The sequence below is a fragment of the Brevibacillus parabrevis genome (assembly GCF_003710905.1).
In the GTDB taxonomy this organism is placed as follows: domain Bacteria; phylum Bacillota; class Bacilli; order Brevibacillales; family Brevibacillaceae; genus Brevibacillus; species Brevibacillus parabrevis.
This window is the reverse complement of the sequence record NZ_RHHV01000014.1, coordinates 21952-41922: the sequence shown is the minus strand read 5'-3', so window position 1 is coordinate 41922 and position 19971 is coordinate 21952. Positions and strand designations below refer to the sequence as shown.

The following is a 19971-nucleotide window of genomic DNA, read 5'->3' as shown; positions in this document are numbered from 1 at the left end:
TCCCTCCTCTAAATTGGCATCAACAGCGTAACGACGAGCACCAGTATGGTAATGACAGCAATCAGCTTGAGGACAAAGCCCAAGCGGAACGTCCCGAGCAGCATCAAGGTCGTCTTGAAATCAAGCATCGGACCAAAGACGAGAAAAGCCAAAAGCGAGCTGCTCTGGAATGTCCCGGAGAACGAAGCCGCAATAAAGGCGTCGGCTTCCGAGCAGAGCGAAAACAAGTACGCCATGCCCATCATCACCAGATGAGAAGTAAGCGGAGTTTGTCCGACAGCCACCAGCGTGTCACGGCTGATGAACACTTGCAGGACGCTGCTGATCAGCGCTCCAAACAACAAAAATTTCCCCATGTCAAAAAACTCGTCGACGGCGTGGGCAAATGTCGCAGACAGCTTGCCGCGCATCGCTTCTGCATGAGCGGTTTCGTGGCGGAGTTCCGCTTCTACCCCATGTCGCAGCGGATTCTTTTTCACAAACAACAGAACGAGAAACCCGGCGATCAGCGCTACGAGAAATCCGGCGATTCCTCTGTAGAGCGCCATGTCCGGCTGCCGCGCAAAGGCAATGTACGTGGAAGACAGCACCACCGGATTGACAATCGGTCCTGCCAATAAAAACACCACGCCCACGGACACGGGCATTCCTTTTTGAATCAGACGGCGAACGACCGGGATAATCGCGCACTCGCACACGGGAAACAAAAAGCCAAGCAGCCCGGCAAACGGCAGCGCAACGAGCGGATGCTTCGGCGTCCAGCGTCTGACTTGCTCCTCGGAGACAAACGTCTGAATGAACGCGGAAAAAAACACGCCGAGCAAAACAAACGGGATCGCTTCCAGCACGATGCTCAGAAAAAACGTTTTGACATCCAGCCAACGGGGAGACCATTCTATGCCCAAACCGGAAAACCAGTTGCCTTCTCCGCCGACCGTAAGCCATACAACTCCAAGTCCAAGTATAAGCGCCCCCACAATCTCAAAGAGAAAATGACGGATTTTAGCAACCACCTGTGATGTCCACTCCTTTTTGCAAATCGTCATCATTCCTAATTAGACACGGATTAGGCACTTTCCTGCTGCTTCCCGTCTTTTTTTCTGAATCATTCCGTTTTATAATAGATACAACCAATTGTGCGGGGTGAAGAACATGGAGCTGGAATATCAGCGTACGACGGATGAAGCAGACGTTTGTGAAATCCAAACCGTGGACGAAGCGAAAGTAAACAGACTGCGGCCGAAAATGAGCGAAACAGAAGGAGTCGCTCCTCTGTTCAAGGCACTGGCTGACGATACCCGGGCAAAAATCATTTACGCCCTGGCTCTGGAAGGCGAACTGTGCGTGTGCGATGTCGCCGCGACGATCAACAGCTCGATCGCCAATACGTCCCACCATCTTCGCCTGCTGCGAAATATGGGGCTGGCCCGTTATCGCAAAGATGGAAAGCTCGTCTACTACGCGCTGGACGACGATCATGTGCGTCATTTGATCATGTGCGGGATTGAGCACGCGTCCGAGTTAAAGCAATCGAAAAAAACAACCCGTAGTTGAACGGAACTTTTGGAAGGTCGTCACGTTTGTGGCGGCCTTTTTTTGTTCGTTTGCGAAAATACATTCAAACGATTGCTTGAATATAAGATTGAATGTGGTATGATTTAGGTAAATTCCCGCTTGAAAGAAGGTTTCACCCATGCACGATTACGAAGTCATCATCATCGGTGGCGGCCAATCCGGCCTCGCGCTTGGTGCTCTGCTCCAGCAACGGAAAGCTCGCTTTGTCATTTTCGAAAAAAACGGGCGCTTGGGAGACAGCTGGCGAAAACGTTATGATTCGCTCGTGCTGTTTACCGCTCGGCAAAACAACGGGCTTCCCGGCCTGCCCTTTCCCGGAGAGCCGCAGACGGTTCCCACCAAAGATGAGGCAGCAGACTACCTGGAACAGTACGCTGCGCATTTCCAGCTGCCTGTGCGCCTGAATACAGCTGTCCAGTGGGTAGAACGTACAGCATCCGGCTTTCTGGTGCAGACAGAAGCAGGAACAGCGCGCGCCAAAAACGTCGTCGTGGCGACAGGCCCTTTTCAAATACCGTACATCCCGCCGATTGTCGAGCGATTGGCCCCCGATGTCGTGTCGCTGCATACGGCGGACTACCAAAACGAGCATTCGTTCCGGGACGGGCCTGTCCTCGTAGTCGGAGCAGGCAACTCCGGTGCGCAGCTTGCTGTGGAACTCGCCAGACATCGCCCTGTCATCTTTTCCAGCGGACAGACCCGGCTTCATTTGCCTTTGTATGTTTTGGGCAAAACTATTTTTGACTACATGCAACGGTTCGGCTTGCTTGATGCTCCCCGCTCCTCATGGGCTGGAAAGCAATTGATGAAACGACCTGATCCGATTTTTGGCTACCGCAAGGAAATGAAAGCTCTGACGAAAACCGGAGCCTTGCGCTTGGTGGAACGCACCGTTCGCATTGCGGATCGCACCGCTTATTTCGCAGACGGCGAGCAGGCGAGCTTTCCAAACATTTTATGGGCCACCGGATTTCGCCCTGACTATAGCTGGCTTGCGATCCCGGACGTACGCGATCCAAACGGCTGGCCACGGCACGAGCGAGGGGTGACAGAGGTGTCCGGCCTGTATTTTCTCGGGCTTCCCTGGCAGCATTCCCGCGCTTCCGCACTCATGGGCGGCGTAGGCAAAGACGCCCTTTTTCTGGCAGATCGACTCGTTCGCTAAACGATCCTATCGAGGAGGAATCATTATGGGCTTGCATCATCACGATCACGGAGATGGGCATGGGCACGACCACCATCACCACGGAAAAGGCGCCAGCAAAAAAGCGCTGTTCACCTCTTTTCTGATCATCACTGTATTTTTGATCGTCGAGACGATCGGAGGTTTTTTGACCAACAGTCTCGCGCTTTTGTCCGACGCTGGACATATGCTGAGCGATGCCTTGGCACTGCTGCTAAGTCTGGTCGCGCTCCATTTTGCGGCCCGGCCGCCCTCTGCCCAAAAAACGTTCGGCATGAAGCGCTTCGAGATTCTCGCCGCTTTGACCAATGGCGTCACGCTCGTCCTGATTTCCTTGTTCATCTTCTGGGAAGGATTCCAACGTCTGCTCCAGCCGCCTGAAGTCGCGAGCGGCAAAATGATCATCATCGCTTCCGTCGGCTTGCTCGCCAATATCGCCGCAGCCTTCGTCCTCATGCGCGGCGATTACAAGGACAACGTAAACGTGCGCAGCGCCTACCTGCACGTGCTGGGCGATATGCTCGGCTCCGTAGGGGCAATCCTCGGCGGTGTGCTCATGCTCGCCTTTGGCTGGTACATCGCCGACCCGATTATCAGCATCGTCGTCGCCTTTTTGATCATGCTGAGCGCATGGCGCGTGACGAAGGAGTCGGTCAACATTTTGCTGGAAGGAGCGCCTTCCCGTATCGATACGACAAAAGTAGAAGCGCGGCTCGGACAGCTTGACGGCGTGGTAAAAGTTCACGATTTGCATGTTTGGACCGTCACTTCCGGCTTCGACTCCTTGACGTGCCATCTGATTGTGCAGGACGATTTGCCGAGCTACCCGATTCTCGATGCCGCTTTGGCGCTGTTGCAAAAAGAGTTTGGCATCACCCATGCGACGATCCAAATCGAGAACTCTTCCATCTCGCATGGAGAGTTGCATTGTCAGGGTGGGACGGGGGAGCATTCGCATGATCATGAGCACTCGCATGACCACGGGCATTCGCATAACCAAGAGCATTCGCACGACTCCGAGCACTCCCATGACCACGGGCATTCGCACGACCGCGAGCACTCGCATAACCACGACCATACGCATGACCAAAAGCATTCGCACGACCACGAGCACTCGCATAACCAAGGGCATTCGCATAACCGCAACTAAATCAAACGCCTATGACCACCTGCCACGCTCGCAGCCAGTCGCACGATTATAGCCAGCCGCACAACCACAGGTACCCGCACGATCATCAACACGACACGAGCACTCACACGACCATGGCACCCGCACCGCCCCATTCCCCACTAACAAAAAAAGAACCATCTCCCGCTCATGCGACAGAGATGGTTCTTCATTTTTATCCGCTCCGATTAGTCTTCCATCGTGGACAGGTCGCCTGTCGGCAAGCCCAGTTCCCACGCCTTCAGGACACGGCGCATAATTTTTCCGGAGCGTGTTTTTGGCAGTTTGTCGCGAAACTCGATTTCACGCGGTGCAGCGTGAGCAGCGAGTCCTTCCTTCACGAACTTGCGGATGTCATCCATCAAGGCTTCGCTTGGCTCGTAACCCGCGCGCAAGGAGATGAACGCCTTGATGATTTCGCCGCGCAGCGGATCAGGCTTGCCGATTACGCCTGCTTCCGCAACAGCCGGATGCTCGACCAGCTTGCTCTCGACCTCAAACGGGCCAACGCGCTCGCCGGAAGTATTGATCACATCGTCAATGCGGCCCTGGAACCAGAAGTAGCCTTCCTCGTCCTTGTAGGCGGAGTCGCCAGATACATACCAGCCTGGGATGCTGAAATACTCTTGGTATTTCGCAGGGTTGTTCCAGATTTGTCTCATCATGGACGGCCAGCCGACGCGGATCGCCAGGTTGCCCATCCGGTTTGGCGGCAGCTCGTTGCCCTGATCGTCGATAATCGCCGCGTACACGCCAGGGAAAGGCTTGCCCATGGAGCCTGGCTTGATCGCCATGCTGCGGTAGTTGGAAATCAGCTGTCCGCCTGTTTCCGTCATCCACCAGTTGTCGTGAATACGGTGGTTGAACACGCGAAGTCCCCAATACACGACTTCCGGGTTGAGTGGCTCGCCCACGCTCAAAACGTGGCGCAGACTGGACAGATCGAAGCGCTTCACCACTTCGTCGCCCGCTCCCATCAGCATGCGGAACGCGGTCGGTGCGCTGTACCAGACGGTCACCTTATTTTTTTCGATCGTTTTGTACCAGTCTTCCGGTGTGAAGCGGCCGCCGCGGATCACGTTTGTCACGCCGTTCAGCCACGGTGCGAAAATTCCGTAAGAAGTTCCTGTCACCCAGCCCGGGTCAGCTGTACACCAGTAAACGTCATCCTCTTGCAGGTCGAGCACCCATTTTCCGGTCTGGTAGTGCTGGATCATCGCGTTGTGGACGTGCAGCACGCCTTTTGGCTTGCCAGTCGATCCGGACGTATAGTGCAAAATCATGCCGTCCTCGCGATCCACCCACTCGATTTCCAGCTCGGAGGATGCTTCTGCCATCGCTTTTTCGAAGCTGATTTGTCCTTCCTTCAGTTCCTCTTTTGCCCCCACGACAATGACGTGCTTCAGTGCTGGCAGCTCGGATACAGGGATGCGCGGCAAGAGAGCCGGCGTCGTCACGATCGCGGTCGCTTCGCTGTTTTCCAGACGGTCGCGCACGGCAGCTTCCATGAACGCCTCGAACAGCGGGCCGACAATCGCGCCCACTTTGAGCGTTCCTAAAACGCTTACATAAAGCTCTGGCGTACGCGGCATGAAGACGAATACGCGGTCGCCTTTTACAATCCCCAGATTGCGCAAAACATTCCCGAATTTATTGGACAATTCGCTCAACTGTGCAAAGGTGTAGGTCTCTTCTCTGGTCAAATCGCTGTACATAAGCGCGATCTTGTCCTTGCGCTCCGTAGAAAGATGGCGGTCAATCGCTTCATACGCCATGTTTACTTTTCCCGTCTCATACCAGGAAAATTGCTTCTCGACTTCCTTCCAGTCAAATTGGGCGTACGTCTCGTCGTAGTTCTCCAGGTTGAATCGGCCTTCTGTCGCCGGAATTTTTTCTACATTCATACTCTCACTCTCCTAAACCCCAAATAGAATTCTTCACTACGCAACATTCATAATATTTCTGCACTTTTCGATAAATTCCTTCTGCCAGAACCTACTTATTCGAAAAGCGAAGAAATCGAGTATAATGACACTACCTTAGAGATAAAGGAGATGGCCGGAAGAGATGCTATGGTTTTTGCTAGTTGCCGCTCTCGCCTTGCTCTTCATAAAAGCGTACCGCAATACATTTGACGTCCATACCAATCATGTGACCATACAGCTCGCCTCGTCGCCGCATTTGCGTGATCCGCAAGATTTCGAACCGCTCAACATTTTGCATTTGTCCGATTTGCACATGGAAAATTTGTCGATTGACCCGATGCGAATCGTCCGCGATTTTTCCGGGCAATCCGTCGATCTGCTCGCGATTACCGGAGATTTGCTGGATCGCCACAAAAACATCCCGAAAGCAGTCGCCTACGTAGAAAAGCTGATGCAATTGCAGCCCGCGCTCGGCACATTCGTCGTTTTTGGCAATCACGACTACGTGCTGTCGCCGCTCAAACTCGCTCAGCTCAAGTCGGAGCTGGAACGGATCGGCTGTCAAGTCCTCGTCAACCAGCACGTCACGGTCGAGCATCACGGTCAACTGCTGCATGTGATCGGCGTCGATGATTTCAGCACACGCCGAAGCCAATTGGAAAAAGCTTTTCAATCCGTTCCGAAAACGGGGGCGCGCCTCGTGCTCACCCATGATCCGAACCTCGTCCTGCAAATGAAAGACTACGCCTACGACTATTTGCTGGCGGGACATTTCCACGGCGGACAAATTCATTGGCCGCGCCCGTACCATCTTGTGAAAATGGGCAAGCTCGTGCGGCTGAATATGGTCAAAGGTCTGCACGAGTTTGACGGGCGCCCTTTCTATATAAGTGAAGGACTCGGCCAGACGGGACTGAACATCCGCCTGCGTTCCCGCCCGGAAATCACGCTGCATACGATGGGTGGCGTCCCCCAGGAACCGTTTGTGGGCACGCCTGTGCAAACCGCAAGCTTGCAGGAAACCGCCGCCACACTCGCCTAGAGTACGGTATAATAGACGTACGCCAGTTGTTTGTGACGGAGGTCGTCTTGTGGAGAAATGGATGAGAGAAATCGAGCAAATCAAGCAAGTGACGAATTTGCCGATCATTTGTGTCAAAGTTTTGGAAGCCGAAATCAGCCAGACTCAACAAGAGTGGGAGCAAAAAGGCTGGGAGCTTGTTTCGCTTGGGTCAGAACACGAGATGGCCTATCTCGTTCTGATTGAATCGACACAGTGGCCCGCTACGTCCCGTTCTTTGTTGAGTCTGTTTTTTTCCCGCACGAAAGAAAACGCGCCTCTGACTCTTCACGAGCAGATTGCCGCGTGGTTGCAATCGTTTGTGACCGGAAGCCGACTGGCTCCGCCTGAGCGTCTTGACCTTGTTTGGCCGTGGAAAGAAGCGCGGCTCTCCTTTTTGCTCGAGCGCAGCCGCACAGAAGGCACGGGTACCTGGGAATCGCTGCAAAGCTGTCTGCACCCCTTTTTCCGGGAGACGACGGCTTACACGCCAGGTTCGTCCAGTCTCGCTTTCTTTCCATTAAGTCATGCTTATTCTGTCCTGTTGCTGCCTGTTTCTATCCTGGAAGGCTCCGAGGAGCAAGCCGATTTGCTGGAATGGGCATCCGGGCTGCACGATCTGATTTCTACGGAGTGGATGGAGCCTGTCCGCATTGTTGTCAGCGCCCCTGTGCATCGCCCTTCCGCTCTGGAAAAAACGGTTTACGGGCAGTTGCTGCTGTCTCGCACTCTCCAGCATTATCGCCCGCACGTCATGGTCGCTGGCGACTGGATGTATCCGCTGGAGCGCTGGGCTGCCTCGCTGCCGAAAGAAACCGCGAAGTCCATTGCCAATGAGCTGGCAAGTCTCATGTCCGTTCCGCAGATCAGTACGGAGCAGCTGGAAACGTTGGAAACGCTGTTTGCCCGCCAGTTGAACGTCAGCGAAACGGCACGTCAGCTCTTTTTGCATCGCAACACGCTGTTATACAGGCTCGACAAGCTGACGGAACAGACGGGGCTTGATCCGCGGCAGTTTCCCGATGCGGTGCTGCTCCAGCTGTATTTGCTCTTTCGGCAGCATTAACAAAACATTTTGTACATTTCGCCCATAGTCCAACTGTCTAAAAATTGTTACTCTTGCAAAAAGGTTATCCACGCTCTCGCTTTTTCAAAACTATAGGAGGTGCCTTTTCCATGGCAAAAGTGACACTGAACCACATATACAAACGGTACGCCGGAAACGTAACAGCGGTAGACGATTTTCATCTGGAGATTCAAGATCGCGAGTTTCTCGTTCTCGTCGGGCCATCGGGCTGCGGAAAGTCGACAACGTTGCGGATGATTGCCGGGCTGGAGGAAATTTCCGACGGTGACTTGTACATAGGCGATCGTCGCGTCAACGACGTCGCTCCGAAAGATCGGGATATCGCGATGGTTTTTCAGAGCTACGCCCTCTATCCGCACATGAACGTATACGAAAACATGGCGTTTGGCTTGAAGCTCCGCAAATTTTCCAAGAGCGATATCGATGCGCGCATTCAGGAAGCGGCCCGGATTCTCGATATTTCGCATTTGCTCGACCGCAAGCCGAAAGCGCTTTCCGGCGGTCAACGACAGCGTGTCGCGCTCGGTCGCGCCATCGTTCGCGAGCCGCAAGTCTTTTTGATGGACGAACCGTTGTCCAACCTCGACGCCAAGCTGCGCGTCCAGATGCGCACGGAAATCTTGAAGCTGCACCAACGCCTGAATACGACGATCATTTACGTCACCCATGACCAGACAGAGGCGATGACGATGGGCGACCGGATCGTCGTCATGAAAGACGGCTTGATCCAGCAAGTAGCGACGCCGAACGAGATTTACAACCATCCGGTCAATCTGTTCGTCGCAAGCTTCATCGGCTCCCCTGCGATGAACTTCGTCAAAGGACAGCTTTCCGAAAAAGACGGCGCCCTGTACTTCGACGCGGAAAACATCCACGTCCGCTTCCCGGACGACAAGGCGAAAATTTTGCGCGACAAAGGCTATGTAAACAAACCGGCCATCTTTGGCATTCGTCCGGAAGACATTTACAGCGATGCTGCGTTCATGGAAGCCAATCCGTTTGAAAGCACGCTGGAAGCACAGGTCGAAGTAGTGGAAAACATGGGCTCCGAGCTGTATGTTTACTTCCATAATATCGGGAACACGCAAATGGTGGCCCGCGTAGATTCCCGTGAAGAGCTGAAGCCAAAAATGACGGTCAAACTCGCCATGGACCTTTCCAAATGTCATCTATTTGACAGCGAGACGGAAGTGGCTGTATTCTAATAGCGAAGTGAAAAGGAATGTCTTTTCCGACATTCCTTTTTCTGTTGTCTTCAAACGTTTCAAACGCTTAGGCGGCGCCTGTATGGCCGCTTGTTTTTCGTGCATGTTGCTCGTTTTTCGCGGCGCTATTATAAAGAGAAAGAGTGGAGAGAACAAATGGCGTACAAAATTGTCTTTTTTGACATCGACGGTACTTTGCTGAACACGGAACACGCCATCCCGCAATCAACGGTGGACGCCGTAAACAGACTGAGGCAAAACGGGATTCGGGTGGCAATTGCCACTGGCCGCTCCCCCTATCACCTGATGCCGATCGCCAAACAGCTTGGCATCGATACATTCATCGGGTTTAACGGCTCTTACGTGGTGAGCGAGCAAAAGGTGATTCACCATACCCCTTTTGCCACTTCGACCTTGGCCGAGCTGGAACAGTTGGCACATGGGCACGAGCACCCTATGGTGTTTTTGAGCCATGAACAATGCTATGCGAATGCAGCCGATCATCCGCACGTGATTGACTCGTTTGATTTCCTGCGCTTGCCGGCCCCGGCACACCATGACCGCTACTGGGAAGTCGCTCCGATCTACCAGGCGTTTCTATACTGCACAGCAGAAGAAGAAGCGGTTTATACCGAAAAATTTGCGCAAGTGTCGTATGTGCGCTGGCACAATCGCGTCCTCGACATTCTGCCAAAAGGCGGTTCGAAAGCGCGTGGCATTGAAGCGATCCTGAAGCATGAAGGACTGACGCCTGCTGATGCTGTCGCATTCGGAGACGGGCTTAACGACAGGGAAATGCTGTCTTACGTCGGAATGGGTGTCGCTATGGGAAATGCGCATGAAGAACTGAAGCCTTTTGCCAATATGGTGACCCGCCACGTAAACGAAGACGGCATCCGACACGGCTTGTTGCAACTTGGATTGATCAATTAGGAAGGACGTTGAAGAATACATGTCTTGGGAATGGTTTAACATCGTTGGCACTGTAGCGTTCGTGATCAGCGGCGCTATTATTGCCATGGAGGAAGAGTACGACATCTTGGGGGTAATCGTTCTCGGAATGGCAACCGCATTCGGCGGTGGGATCATGCGGAATATTTTGCTCGGAATCCCGCTCACTGCTTTTTGGAATCAAGGCACACTGTTTACGATCGCACTCATATCCATGCTTATCGTCTTTGTTCTGCCGCATAAGTACCTTGGCTTGTGGAATCGCTGGGGAATGTTTTTCGACGCGGTCGGGCTTTCTGCGTTTGCCATTCAAGGTGCGCTTTATGCGACACAAATGAATTATCCGCTTAGCGCCACGATTGTGGCAGCGGTACTGACTGGAATTGGCGGCGGAATTATCCGCGATGTTCTCGCAGGCCGCAAGCCTTTGGTTTTCCAGGAAGAAATCTACGCAGTCTGGGCCATGGCTGCCGGAGTGGCGGTCGGCATGAAGTGGGCATCGACAGTCGGCGAGATGTACACGCTGTTCAGCGTCATTATTGCTTGCCGAATGGTTTCCGTCTATCAAGGCTGGAAGCTTCCGCGCCGCTCGCTTCGTCCGGTGCCCGTTCGCCCTTTTGACAACCGAATGTAAGCTATTTCCTTCATAATCACTCTCTCCGTGTGCACGCTATAGTCATCAGCACTGGAGGGAGTGAGTTTTTTTGCGCGTCTTGCCCCCAATTATCGCCGCCCTAGCCCTGGTTGGTCTGGTCGTCATCCCCTACCGCCATCATCAAAATGCAGAGCAGGAAATGCGCGAACCTCATCCCCGCGTCACTTCCGTCGAGGCGAGCATACCGCGAATCAACTATATCGAGCAGGTCAAGGACATTCGCAGAGATCTGGAAAAGAAAAGCCACATCCAAACGCTGCATCACAACCCGCGTGACCGCAGCCACTACGTCGAGCATGAAGTCGTCGTCCGTTTCTCACCGCGACCGGAGCAGAAAAAAATCGACGAGCTGGTTGCGTCGCTGGATGCCAAAATCAAGCGCGATTTTGAGCAATTTCTGATCATCAAATCCAAAAGCCTGACGACCAAACAACTGATGAAAAAGCTCGCCGAGCACCCTGATTCCGTGTTTGCCGAACCGAACTATTTGCTGCTCCCCAATCGCAAACCGAATGATACGTACTACACCGAATACCAGTGGAATTTGCCTTTAATCGGCATGGAGCAAAGCTGGGATGTGAGCGAAGGCAGCAGCGACGTCATCGTGGCCGTCGTCGATACAGGCGTCGATCTCAAACATCCCGAGTTCGCCGGGAAGCTGGTCGAAGGCTACAACGTGCTCACCGACAACAACAAGCCGGAAGACGACAACGGTCACGGAACACACGTCTCAGGCGTCATCGCAGCCAAGACGAACAACGCCGACGGAATTGCCGGCATGTCGTGGAACAGCAAGCTGATGCCGATTAAAGCAATCGGCGCAGACGGCTCAGGGTCAGCCGTGGATATCGCCCAGGGCATTTACTGGGCTACCGACCACGGTGCCGATGTCATCAACCTCAGCGTCGGCAACTATACCTCTTCCGCCGCTTTGAAAGAAGCATGCCGCTACGCCTTCGAGAAAAATGTCATCCTCGTAGCTGCTTCCGGCAATGACGCGACCAACCAGCCGAGCTACCCGGCTGCTTATGACGAAGTGCTCGCCGTAGCTGCGGTCGATCACCGCAAAGAACGCGCCGATTTCTCCAACTTTGGCGATTACGTGGATGTAGCCGCTCCTGGCGTCGATATTCCCAGCACGTACATTTACAGCGACTACGCTTCGCTCTCCGGCACTTCGATGGCTTGCCCGCATGTCGCTGCTCTTGCCTCACTGGTGCGTTCTGTCCATCCGGATATGAAAAACCGTGATGTGATGGAGCTGATTCGCCAGTCCGCAACAGACCTCGGCGCTCCTGGTCACGACCAGCTTTACGGATACGGGATGATCAACGTCAATCAGACGCTGCGGCAAGCCAAACCAGCAAAACCGGCCCGCGCCGAAACGAAGCAGACGACGGTAGGCGGACTGCTGAACAAGTTTTTCATGCGCCTGCGCTTCGGGTTCGAATAGACAGTCTAACCGATATATACGGAGGGATGGAGTATGAAAGCATGCATCGTGTTTGCCCAGGAAGGAAAAGAGAGCTTTTGCCATGCCATACTCGACCGCGTCACCCAGACGTTGCAGAAGCAAAACATCGCTTATGACGTGCGCGATTTGTATCAAATGAAGTTTCAGCCTGTTTTTCAGGCGGCTGACATGCAAAAAGTGTCGAACGGCACTGCATCTGCTGATGTCATGACTGAACAGGAGCTGATTTCAGAAGCTGACCTGCTCGTGATGATTTACCCTGTCTGGTGGTGGTCGGCTCCCGCCATTCTCAAAGGCTATATCGACCGGGTATTCACCAACGGCTTTGCTTTTCGTTACGAGGCCCACGGCCCTGTCGGCCTGTTGAAAAACAAGCAGGCTATCGTCATTACGACGACGAGGGAATCCGAGCCGGAAATGAAAAAGACAGGCTTCGACGATGTAGTGAAAAAGCAAATCGTCGATGGCAGCTTGTCGATGATCGGCTACGATGTCACTTACCGCAATTTCGCTGCTGTCCCATACGTGGACGACGCTGCCCGCCAAGGCATGCTTGCGGAAGTCGAGAGTATCGTCACGGCGATTCACCAGCCAGTCGGCGTTTGAAAGCAGGGAAAGCACAAAAAAGCACAGGTTTACGCCTGTGCTTTTTCTCTTTCCAATCGTTTTTTCGCTATATAGTCATTTTCATAATATTGCAGTTCATCGCGCATTTGCTCAAAAACTCTCGACAAGGACAAGGTCAGTTGCTCCAACTCCGGTGTGACCTGCTTGCGGAAGATAATACAGTCCTGGCCTGTGTAAGCATAGCGTCCGTCTTCCTCGTACACTTCGCCTTTTGGATAATAGAAGTAATTGATGCAGGTGTGGTACACCTGATACAGCACTTCTTCGGCAAAGTCTTCGTTGAACCTTGCCCGGCGCAAAGATACTCCCAGCCTGTCGTACGCATTTTCACAGTAGACGAGCAAGTGGCGCAAATCGGACAGATAAGTTCTGTAGTAAGATTCAAACTCTTCCGGGTCCCCCGATGCAGATACAAGACTAGACAAGGTAACCTGATTGAGATAACGCTCCAGTTCCATGCTTACCTTTTTCAACTTGGTGTACGTCTCTTCGCACAATTGCTTCAGATGAGTCGCTGACATAATGTCCCCCTTGCGTTGAAGAATCTGCCTTTTTTAAGTAAGTATATAGGAAAGATTCTTTACAACACAAGGGTTTCTTTTCTGCAAATCTCGCTAAACCGTTGTCGTTTCGGCAATGGTTTCCTTTTTTTTCCTTGTCTGTAACAAGTATATGCAATAGGCCGAGAACAGACCGAGCAAGATCATGAAGCCCAAAACAACCAGGTCGTGCGTGACGTAGGACAGCCCGTGACCTTTGCTCAAGATTTCTCTGACGCCGTTCAAAAAGTAGGTGAGCGGCAAAGATTTACCAATCGCAGCGACCGCAGTCGGCATTGATGCCAGCGGCCATGTAAAGCCGGACAGCATGAACGAAGGAACGGCAATCATCATCGCAACTTGTGTCGCTTGCAGCTGGTCTTTGGAGAAGAAAGAAATCGCGTACCCGATGGCGAGCACGGCCAGGTTAAAGGCGGTTGCGATCAGCATCAAGTCAAGGGTGCTGCCGTAGTACGGGATTTCGAACCCTTTGAGCAGCAGTACGAAGCCCAAAAATACGTTCAAGGTTCCTGCGAGGAAATAAGGCAGCAGCTTGCTTGCCGTGATCGCCCAGAAGCTGTGGGATCTCAGCGTGTCCTGCCACGTTCCTTCTTCCTTCTGTTGCGCTACTGACAGGGCGATGCCGAGAAACAACACCTGTTGAAATACCGTTCCTGTCAAACCGAAAACCATGAAGGACATGTAGCTGAAAGTCGGATTGTACAGCACGCGATAGCGATAGTCGATTCCGGTGAAAAGATTTACCCCTTCTTCGCCCCAACTGCCTTTTGCCTCCATTTTTTTCAGCGTGGCGCCTGCGGACACCGACTTGACGACCGTGCTCGCTGCGCGGACAGCGGTGTTGGAAATCATCATGTTGCTGCCGTCAATGACCGTCAATACTTCGGCTGACCGTCCAGCCTTGACGTTCTTCTCCAGCTGGGCGGGAATGATCAGGGCAATATTGGCCTCGCCCTTGTCAATCAGCCGCATCGCTTCCTCTTCGGTGCCTACGATAGATGTAACCTGAAACGTCTGATCGACCTCAAACGCCCGATACAGCTCGCGGCTCAGCTCTGACTGATCCGCGTCCACCATGACGGTCGGAATGTGCATCACTTTCTTTTCACTGTACAAAAAGCCAAACAGGGTCAAGTAAATGATCGGTACGAGAAAAATGACGTTGCGGATTGTTTTGTTCGCAAACATGTTTTTCCATTCGCTTAAAAAGAGCCGGGAGAAATCACTCACTATGAACAGCTCCTTCGATCTTCCACTCGACCGTCAAACCTGGCCGCAGCTCTGGATCAGCCAGGAACAGCTTCACCTGGAAGGAACGAATGTCGCGATCGCCCAACTCCTGTGTCGCCTTTTTCACCGCAAAATCAGCTGCTGGTGCAATCGTGGCGATTTTCGCTTCCACTTCCCGTTTCAAGGCTGGCACGTACAGTTTGACCGTATCGCCTGTCTTGATTTGCCCCAGCGTGTATTCGTTCACGTAAAGCTTCACGTAGTTATCGGATTTTGCCTGAATGGTCAAAACGGTAAAGCCTTGTGCAACCAGCTCGCCTTGTTGCACCGCAACAGATTTGACGACTCCGTCCATCGGCGCAACCAGCTTCGTGTTGTTCAAATACGCTTCAATCTCAGCCAAAGCTCCTTTGGCTTGCAGTACACCCGCTTCAGCCGATTTCACGTCCAGCTCCTTCAATCCTACTTGACCGCGTGCGGCTACGGCTTGCTTGTAAGCTGCTTTCGCCTGATCAAGCTGAGCTTGCGCTGCGTCTACTTGCTCGCGGCGTGCCCCTGTGGTAGCCATTTTCAACTGCTCGTCGGCTGCCTTCAGTTCTGCGCTTGCTTTTTCTGCCTGCATTTGCGCTTCCTCGACTTTTACCTGGGGAACGGCTCCCTCTTTCAGCAGTTTGTTCATCCGCTCCAGGTTGGAAGCGGCGATCTGATTGGATGTTTGGGCTGCCTGCAACTTGGCTTTCAGCTGGGAAATTTCCTCGGCGCGCGCTCCGTTTTTGTTTGCCGCCAGTTGAGCCTGTGCCGAGCTGACGACTGCTTGCGCCTGATCGACCTGAGCGTCACTGGAGCTGTCCGTCAAGGAAACACCTTTTTTCGCTTGATCGAGCTTCACTTGCGCCAGGCGATAGGCTGCTTCGGCTTGTTCCTTTTTCGCCAGCAACTCTTCACTGTTCAAGGTAGCGACCAGTTGGCCTGCCTTTACTTCATCGCCTTCTTTGAAAGCGATCTGCTCGATCGATCCGCCCATTTTAAAGGAAAGATCGACTTCCGTTCCCTCCACGACGCCTGTCACTTGTGTCGCCTTTTGCCCTGCCAGGCTGCTTCCGCCAGACCCGAGCAAAACCGTTCCCAATACTGCAATTCCGGCTACAAATCCGGCTACCCCGATCCATGCACGTTTCTTCATTTTCGATTTCTCCTCTGTCTCTTTATGTGCTTGTTGTTTGTTATTGTTTCGTCTGCAACATGCCCGCCAGGAAGCAGCGCAGCGTATGTTTGTTTTCCGGCGTGTCCAGCGGTTCTTTGCGGTATTGTTTTCGAATGGCGGTAAAACCGACCATGCCGAACAACGCCGAGGCGAGCGTCCCGATTTCCACATCCGCTCGTATATACCCTTGCTCCTGCAATCGGGTCATGTAAGATTCCATCATCGTAAAATATCCCGTCAACAGCTTGGCGACGGTCAAATCGCGCTGCTCATCTCCCGTAAAGACACTGAGCAGCAGGAAGCACAGCTCGCGGTTTTCGGAAAAGAAGCGAAGATGCTCATCCAACACATTCAGCATGCGATCTTCCAAAGTCAGCTGTTCATTTTGCATCACACTATCGACATGGTAAATCAGCATCTTCACGCCTTTTTCAATCACGTACAAGAAAAGCTCCTCTTTGGTCGAGAAATGGTAGTAAAGCGTTCCTTTCGCCACCTGCGCCATTTCTGCAATCGCGTCCATCGTCGTTTCGCTGTAACCCAATTGGGCGAATGCTGTCAACGCTCCCTGAGCGATTTGATCCTTTTTCGAAGGTGCCATCACTCCCGTCCTCCTTATCGTCTTTGAACTGACTGGTCAGTACAAAAATTAGTTTACGAAACGCTCCTAGTTTTGTCAATAGGCCACTTTTCCATTCCGCTGCCAAACTTTTGCCCGGCGCGCAGGCAAGATGTTTCCTGCCCAAACGCAAAAAAGACCGCACGCATGCGGCCTTTCACTTTTCCCTGATGCGCCAATACGTCTCCTGCGTCGCCTGCATCGGAGCAACGCCGAGCTGTTCCTGAAGCTTCGCGACACATTTTTTGTACCAGCGGATCGCCTGGGTCCGGTTGTTTTGTTCATAATAGGCTGTCATCAGCAGCCGATACGCTTCTTCCCAGCAATCGTCCACGCGCAAGATCGCTTCACACCAGCGAATCGCCTGCTCCTGCTGGCCTTGTTCCAGCCTGATTTTTGCCAGCCGCTCCGCCCCGCGCAAAAACAGTGCCTGGACTCGCTCCCGCTCCTCGACGCACCATTCCTCGTAGCGGCACTCCGGCAAATACTCACCGAGGTAGTAACCCAAGCCTTTTTCGAGCAAAAGAGTGGCTTGGCGCACGTCCTGCTCGGACAGCCCGAGCGCGACCAGCTTTTCAAATTCCTCTGCATCCAAAAGGTAGCCGGAAGCGAGGTTGAAGCCGTAAGAGCTGCCGTGACGCTGGATAAAAAACGTGTCCGATCGCGCGGCGCGGTCCGGCTCCAACGCTTTGTTCAGCGCATTCAGCGCCACTTTGAAGTCGCGAATCGCCGCTTCCTCGATACTGTCAGGCCACAGCCGATGCATGATTTCCTCGCGAGCCAACAAGTGGTGACGTTTCGTCAGCAAAAGCTGAAACAACAGCTTGGCCGTCCCGCGCTGCCACGCCTTTTCGCTCAGCTCCCGCTCCCCCAGCCAGACGCGAAACGCCCCCAAAGTCTGGATGCGCAGCGTATACCCGGGGTGGAACGTCACGTTTTGCAGCCCGAGGTCGTTCAAAAGCTGTGAGATGTAATCCGGCGATACTTTGCGCCGCTCCGCTTCCAGCAATATCGGCATCAGCTGCTGCACATCATACGGCGTGAGCAAGGTAGGGCGTTGCAGCAAAAAGGCGTATTCTCCCGTCTGCATCAACGACAACGCCTGCGTCACAGCCGGGACAAACAACTCCCAGCGCTTGCTCCGGTATGCCAAAAAGCTGAGCCATAACTGGCAGATCGCCACATGATAGCTGTCGCCGCAATGGCTCAACCGCTCGGAACAATCGCGAAACGTTTCCAATGCTTCTGCATCTTTGCCGTATTTGGCGTAGGCTATTCCAATCGCCATTCGCACCAGGCTGCCCAGCCAGTCGTCACGCATCGCTTCCGTCTCCGCAATCCCGCGCTTGCCGTACAAAAGCGCCTGATCAAGCGCCTTTTGACTGGCGTGATACAGCGTCAGACCGAGCAGCGTCTCCGATTTGCCGCGCGTCGACCGCAACTCTTCCATCATATGCAAGCCTTTTTCGTACAGCTTGCGTATTTCGTCCGCAGGCAGTCCTTGACTGATTAGAGCGGCATGCGCTTTTCTCACGTAGCCGTTGGCCTCGACGAACGGAGAATGCGCCGCCTGTCCGAGCTGGATCGCCGTCTCTGCGGCCTCGAAGCCCCGCTCCCACTCTCCGTCCAACGCGTAGACAAAAGAAAGCAATAAGGACGTCTCCCGGTACGAGCGCGTCAAGGTCGGGTGTCTGGTCTGCTCAAGCTGCCACTTCGTTTCCAGCAGCTGGATGGACGATTGCAGCCGCCCCGTCCGGAACAACAGCCGCGATTCCAGCTCAACTTCTGTCTGCTGCTCCAGCTCCTGGCTCTTTTCATACCAGGCCGCTGCCTGCCTGGAATCGCCTCTGTTCGTATAAATTTCTGCCAACAGCCTGTACAGCCTCGGCGCCAGTTCGCTTTCCTGCTCCTGCACAGGCAACTGTTCGATCGCGCGCATCAGCAGCGCCTCTGCCTGCACCCCCTGAACGCTGTCCAGGTGTACTCTCGCTTTGCCTTCCAGCCCGCGGCATAACCCGATCCTGTCCTGCTTTTGCTCGCAAAACACTAGAAACTGCTCATACGAGGCAAACGCCTTGGCGTACAGACAGCGGTACCGCTCCACTTCCCCCTGATAAAACCAGAGCCAATGCTCCTCTGCTTTCACCGAGTCGGGCAATAAAGCCAGCCATTTGTACAAACCGTCCAGCACACCCGCGCTCAAAAACCGCTCTGCGGCCTGGCGAACCCAGGAGCCGAGCAAGTCCCAGCGCTCCAGCAGCCGCAAACGCTCAAATGCCTGTTCTTCCTCGCCTTTTCGCCGAAACCAGAGGGCTGCCGCCTGATTCACCCGCGTGTAAATGTCCTGATGCGAAGCGAGTTTACCGGATAACAGCCGCTGAAATAACGGATGAAAAAAATAGCGTTCCTGTTCGTCGACATGCAAAAAGAGATTGCTTCGCTTTGCCTCTTGCAGCATCTCCCCTGCTTTTGCCCCTAAAACTTGCCTGCCATCTTCCTCGGTGAACGTTTCAAGCGCTGCTGCCTCCATCAGAAAATGCTGCATGTCTTCTTTCAGCCCGACCCAGACATCCGCTTCCAGCAGGTGCAGCAGGCGGGACAGCTCATGCAAGCTATCCGACAGCTTGAAGCCTCTGGCAATTTTTTCACCGATGGACCGAAGCGCCATGACCCAGCCGCGCGTCACTTCCGCAACTTGCTGCCATTCGTCCTCGGTCAGTGCGATATCATACTGATCCGAGTAAAAGGCTTCGCTTTCTTCGATCGTAAACGCCAAATCATCGGTCGTAAGCTCCAGACACTCGCCTCGCGCTGTGAGTAATTCTAAATTTTTCCACACAGGGCGAATGCGTGTCAAAATCGCCAGCTTGACCTTGTGCGGCACATGCTGAACCAGCTCAGACACGAAACGGTCGATTTCGCTGTCGCCAGCCACTCGCTCGTAACGATCGAGCACAATCACAAACTGATCCGGCATCCGTGCGCATTCCCTGGCAAACCAATCAGCGAAGCGCTTCCCGTTTTCCCCCTGCGCTGCTTTCGCGAAAGCAGCAGCGGACTTCGCTTCCTTTTCCTTTTCCAGCAACTCGCGAAGCGTCTGTCCAAAATCAGGTGCGACCCGCCGGACACTTTCCACCAGACACCACAAAAAGTCAGCTAACGCCGTATCCTCTTCTGCGATGAAATACCAGGAAGCGTTGCGGGACTCATCGTGCAAAAACGTGGCGAACGATGTTGTTTTGCCGTAGCCTGCTCCCGCGTGAATCAGACAGAGCTGCGCATGCGCAAGAAGCCGCAGCTTCCTCGCCAGGGCTGGGCGTCTGAGCACGTATGGCTTTTGCCCGGGGAGAGTAATTTTGGAAATGGGTACCTGGAATTGACTCATGCGTTGCACTCCTTGCCGTTCTCCTACTCTTCCAGACTATTTCCCCATTTCTTGCAAAACTCC

General features: G+C 53.6%; 16 protein-coding genes and 1 pseudogene. 10 read left to right on the top strand and 7 right to left on the bottom strand.

Translation table 11 applies throughout. The features are described from left to right. Positions 1–8 precede the first annotated feature (8 nt). Positions 9–1013: a permease gene (locus tag EDM60_RS20655; protein WP_122965656.1), complete on the bottom strand. Its 1005-nt coding sequence runs from the start codon at positions 1011–1013 to the stop codon at positions 9–11. Between the two features lie 139 nt (positions 1014–1152). On the opposite strand from EDM60_RS20655, the gene EDM60_RS20650 reads away from it, so the two are divergent. The 3 genes and pseudogenes from EDM60_RS20650 to EDM60_RS20640 all read left to right on the top strand — a co-directional run. Beyond that, positions 1153–1554: an ArsR/SmtB family transcription factor gene (locus EDM60_RS20650; protein ID WP_122965655.1), complete on the top strand. Its 402-nt coding sequence runs from the start codon at positions 1153–1155 to the stop codon at positions 1552–1554. A gap of 139 nt (positions 1555–1693) precedes the next feature. Next, positions 1694–2740 (top strand): flavin-containing monooxygenase, encoded by a 1047-nt coding sequence (locus EDM60_RS20645; protein ID WP_122965654.1) that lies wholly within the window; start codon positions 1694–1696, stop codon positions 2738–2740. Between the two features lie 25 nt (positions 2741–2765). Then, positions 2766–3752: pseudogene (locus tag EDM60_RS20640) on the top strand (cation diffusion facilitator family transporter); the annotation flags it as partial. A gap of 362 nt (positions 3753–4114) precedes the next feature. Here the strand turns inward: EDM60_RS20640 and acsA are convergent. Next, positions 4115–5830 (bottom strand): acetate--CoA ligase, encoded by a 1716-nt coding sequence (gene acsA, locus EDM60_RS20635; protein WP_122965653.1) that lies wholly within the window; start codon positions 5828–5830, stop codon positions 4115–4117. Between the two features lie 163 nt (positions 5831–5993). Here acsA and EDM60_RS20630 point away from each other — a divergent pair, with 163 nt between their 5' ends. From EDM60_RS20630 to EDM60_RS20600, 7 genes are all read left to right on the top strand, one after another. Continuing rightward, on the top strand, positions 5994–6893 hold the full coding sequence (locus EDM60_RS20630) for a metallophosphoesterase (RefSeq protein WP_122965652.1): 900 nt from the start codon (positions 5994–5996) through the stop codon (positions 6891–6893). 49 nt (positions 6894–6942) lie between these two features. Continuing rightward, positions 6943–7977, top strand: a complete 1035-nt coding sequence (locus tag EDM60_RS20625) for a PucR family transcriptional regulator (RefSeq protein WP_122965651.1) — start codon at positions 6943–6945, stop codon at positions 7975–7977. 110 nt (positions 7978–8087) lie between these two features. Beyond that, positions 8088–9203, top strand: a complete 1116-nt coding sequence (locus EDM60_RS20620; protein WP_063227739.1) for an ABC transporter ATP-binding protein — start codon at positions 8088–8090, stop codon at positions 9201–9203. A gap of 156 nt (positions 9204–9359) precedes the next feature. Continuing rightward, the gene (locus tag EDM60_RS20615; RefSeq protein WP_122965650.1) at positions 9360–10136 is read left to right on the top strand and encodes a Cof-type HAD-IIB family hydrolase; all 777 of its coding nucleotides are present in this window, start codon (positions 9360–9362) and stop codon (positions 10134–10136) included. Between the two features lie 19 nt (positions 10137–10155). After that, positions 10156–10788 (top strand): trimeric intracellular cation channel family protein, encoded by a 633-nt coding sequence (locus tag EDM60_RS20610; protein ID WP_122965649.1) that lies wholly within the window; start codon positions 10156–10158, stop codon positions 10786–10788. A gap of 70 nt (positions 10789–10858) precedes the next feature. Then, positions 10859–12262 (top strand): S8 family peptidase, encoded by a 1404-nt coding sequence (locus EDM60_RS20605; protein WP_122965648.1) that lies wholly within the window; start codon positions 10859–10861, stop codon positions 12260–12262. A gap of 33 nt (positions 12263–12295) precedes the next feature. Then, positions 12296–12889, top strand: coding sequence for an NAD(P)H-dependent oxidoreductase (locus tag EDM60_RS20600; protein WP_122965647.1), 594 nt, complete (start codon positions 12296–12298; stop codon positions 12887–12889). 29 nt (positions 12890–12918) lie between these two features. On the opposite strand, the gene EDM60_RS20595 is transcribed toward EDM60_RS20600, so the two are convergent. The 5 genes from EDM60_RS20595 to EDM60_RS20575 all read right to left on the bottom strand — a co-directional run bounded on the left by EDM60_RS20595 (position 12919) and on the right by EDM60_RS20575 (position 19908). Further along, the gene (locus EDM60_RS20595; RefSeq protein WP_063227734.1) at positions 12919–13431 is read right to left on the bottom strand and encodes a DUF3907 family protein; all 513 of its coding nucleotides are present in this window, start codon (positions 13429–13431) and stop codon (positions 12919–12921) included. A 93-nt stretch (positions 13432–13524) separates the two neighbouring features. Continuing rightward, complete coding sequence (locus EDM60_RS20590; protein ID WP_174769225.1) at positions 13525–14703, bottom strand: ABC transporter permease; 1179 nt, start codon at positions 14701–14703, stop codon at positions 13525–13527. Next, entirely contained in the window at positions 14693–15883 is a 1191-nt protein-coding gene (locus EDM60_RS20585) for an HlyD family secretion protein (RefSeq protein ID WP_122965645.1), read from the bottom strand. The genes EDM60_RS20590 and EDM60_RS20585 overlap by 11 nt, the downstream gene beginning before the upstream one ends. A gap of 40 nt (positions 15884–15923) precedes the next feature. Next, positions 15924–16505: a TetR/AcrR family transcriptional regulator gene (locus EDM60_RS20580; RefSeq protein WP_122965644.1), complete on the bottom strand. Its 582-nt coding sequence runs from the start codon at positions 16503–16505 to the stop codon at positions 15924–15926. Between the two features lie 175 nt (positions 16506–16680). Next, entirely contained in the window at positions 16681–19908 is a 3228-nt protein-coding gene (locus tag EDM60_RS20575; protein ID WP_122965643.1) for an AfsR/SARP family transcriptional regulator, read from the bottom strand. Between the last annotated feature and the right edge of the window lie 63 nt (positions 19909–19971).

Excerpts from the sequence above, each read along its gene's own strand:
- EDM60_RS20575 (WP_122965643.1), bottom strand. The coding sequence starts at position 19,908 with ATGAGTCAATTCCAGGTACCCATTTCCAAAATTACTCTCCCCGGGCAA.
- EDM60_RS20620 (WP_063227739.1), top strand. The coding sequence starts at position 8,088 with ATGGCAAAAGTGACACTGAACCACATATACAAACGGTACGCCGGAAAC.
- EDM60_RS20585 (WP_122965645.1), bottom strand. The coding sequence starts at position 15,883 with ATGAAGAAACGTGCATGGATCGGGGTAGCCGGATTTGTAGCCGGAATT.
- EDM60_RS20615 (WP_122965650.1), top strand. The coding sequence starts at position 9,360 with ATGGCGTACAAAATTGTCTTTTTTGACATCGACGGTACTTTGCTGAAC.
- acsA (WP_122965653.1), bottom strand. The coding sequence starts at position 5,830 with ATGAATGTAGAAAAAATTCCGGCGACAGAAGGCCGATTCAACCTGGAG.
- EDM60_RS20645 (WP_122965654.1), top strand. The coding sequence starts at position 1,694 with ATGCACGATTACGAAGTCATCATCATCGGTGGCGGCCAATCCGGCCTC.
- EDM60_RS20600 (WP_122965647.1), top strand. The coding sequence starts at position 12,296 with ATGAAAGCATGCATCGTGTTTGCCCAGGAAGGAAAAGAGAGCTTTTGC.
- EDM60_RS20580 (WP_122965644.1), bottom strand. The coding sequence starts at position 16,505 with ATGGCACCTTCGAAAAAGGATCAAATCGCTCAGGGAGCGTTGACAGCA.
- EDM60_RS20650 (WP_122965655.1), top strand. The coding sequence starts at position 1,153 with ATGGAGCTGGAATATCAGCGTACGACGGATGAAGCAGACGTTTGTGAA.
- EDM60_RS20630 (WP_122965652.1), top strand. The coding sequence starts at position 5,994 with ATGCTATGGTTTTTGCTAGTTGCCGCTCTCGCCTTGCTCTTCATAAAA.
- EDM60_RS20610 (WP_122965649.1), top strand. The coding sequence starts at position 10,156 with ATGTCTTGGGAATGGTTTAACATCGTTGGCACTGTAGCGTTCGTGATC.
- EDM60_RS20595 (WP_063227734.1), bottom strand. The coding sequence starts at position 13,431 with ATGTCAGCGACTCATCTGAAGCAATTGTGCGAAGAGACGTACACCAAG.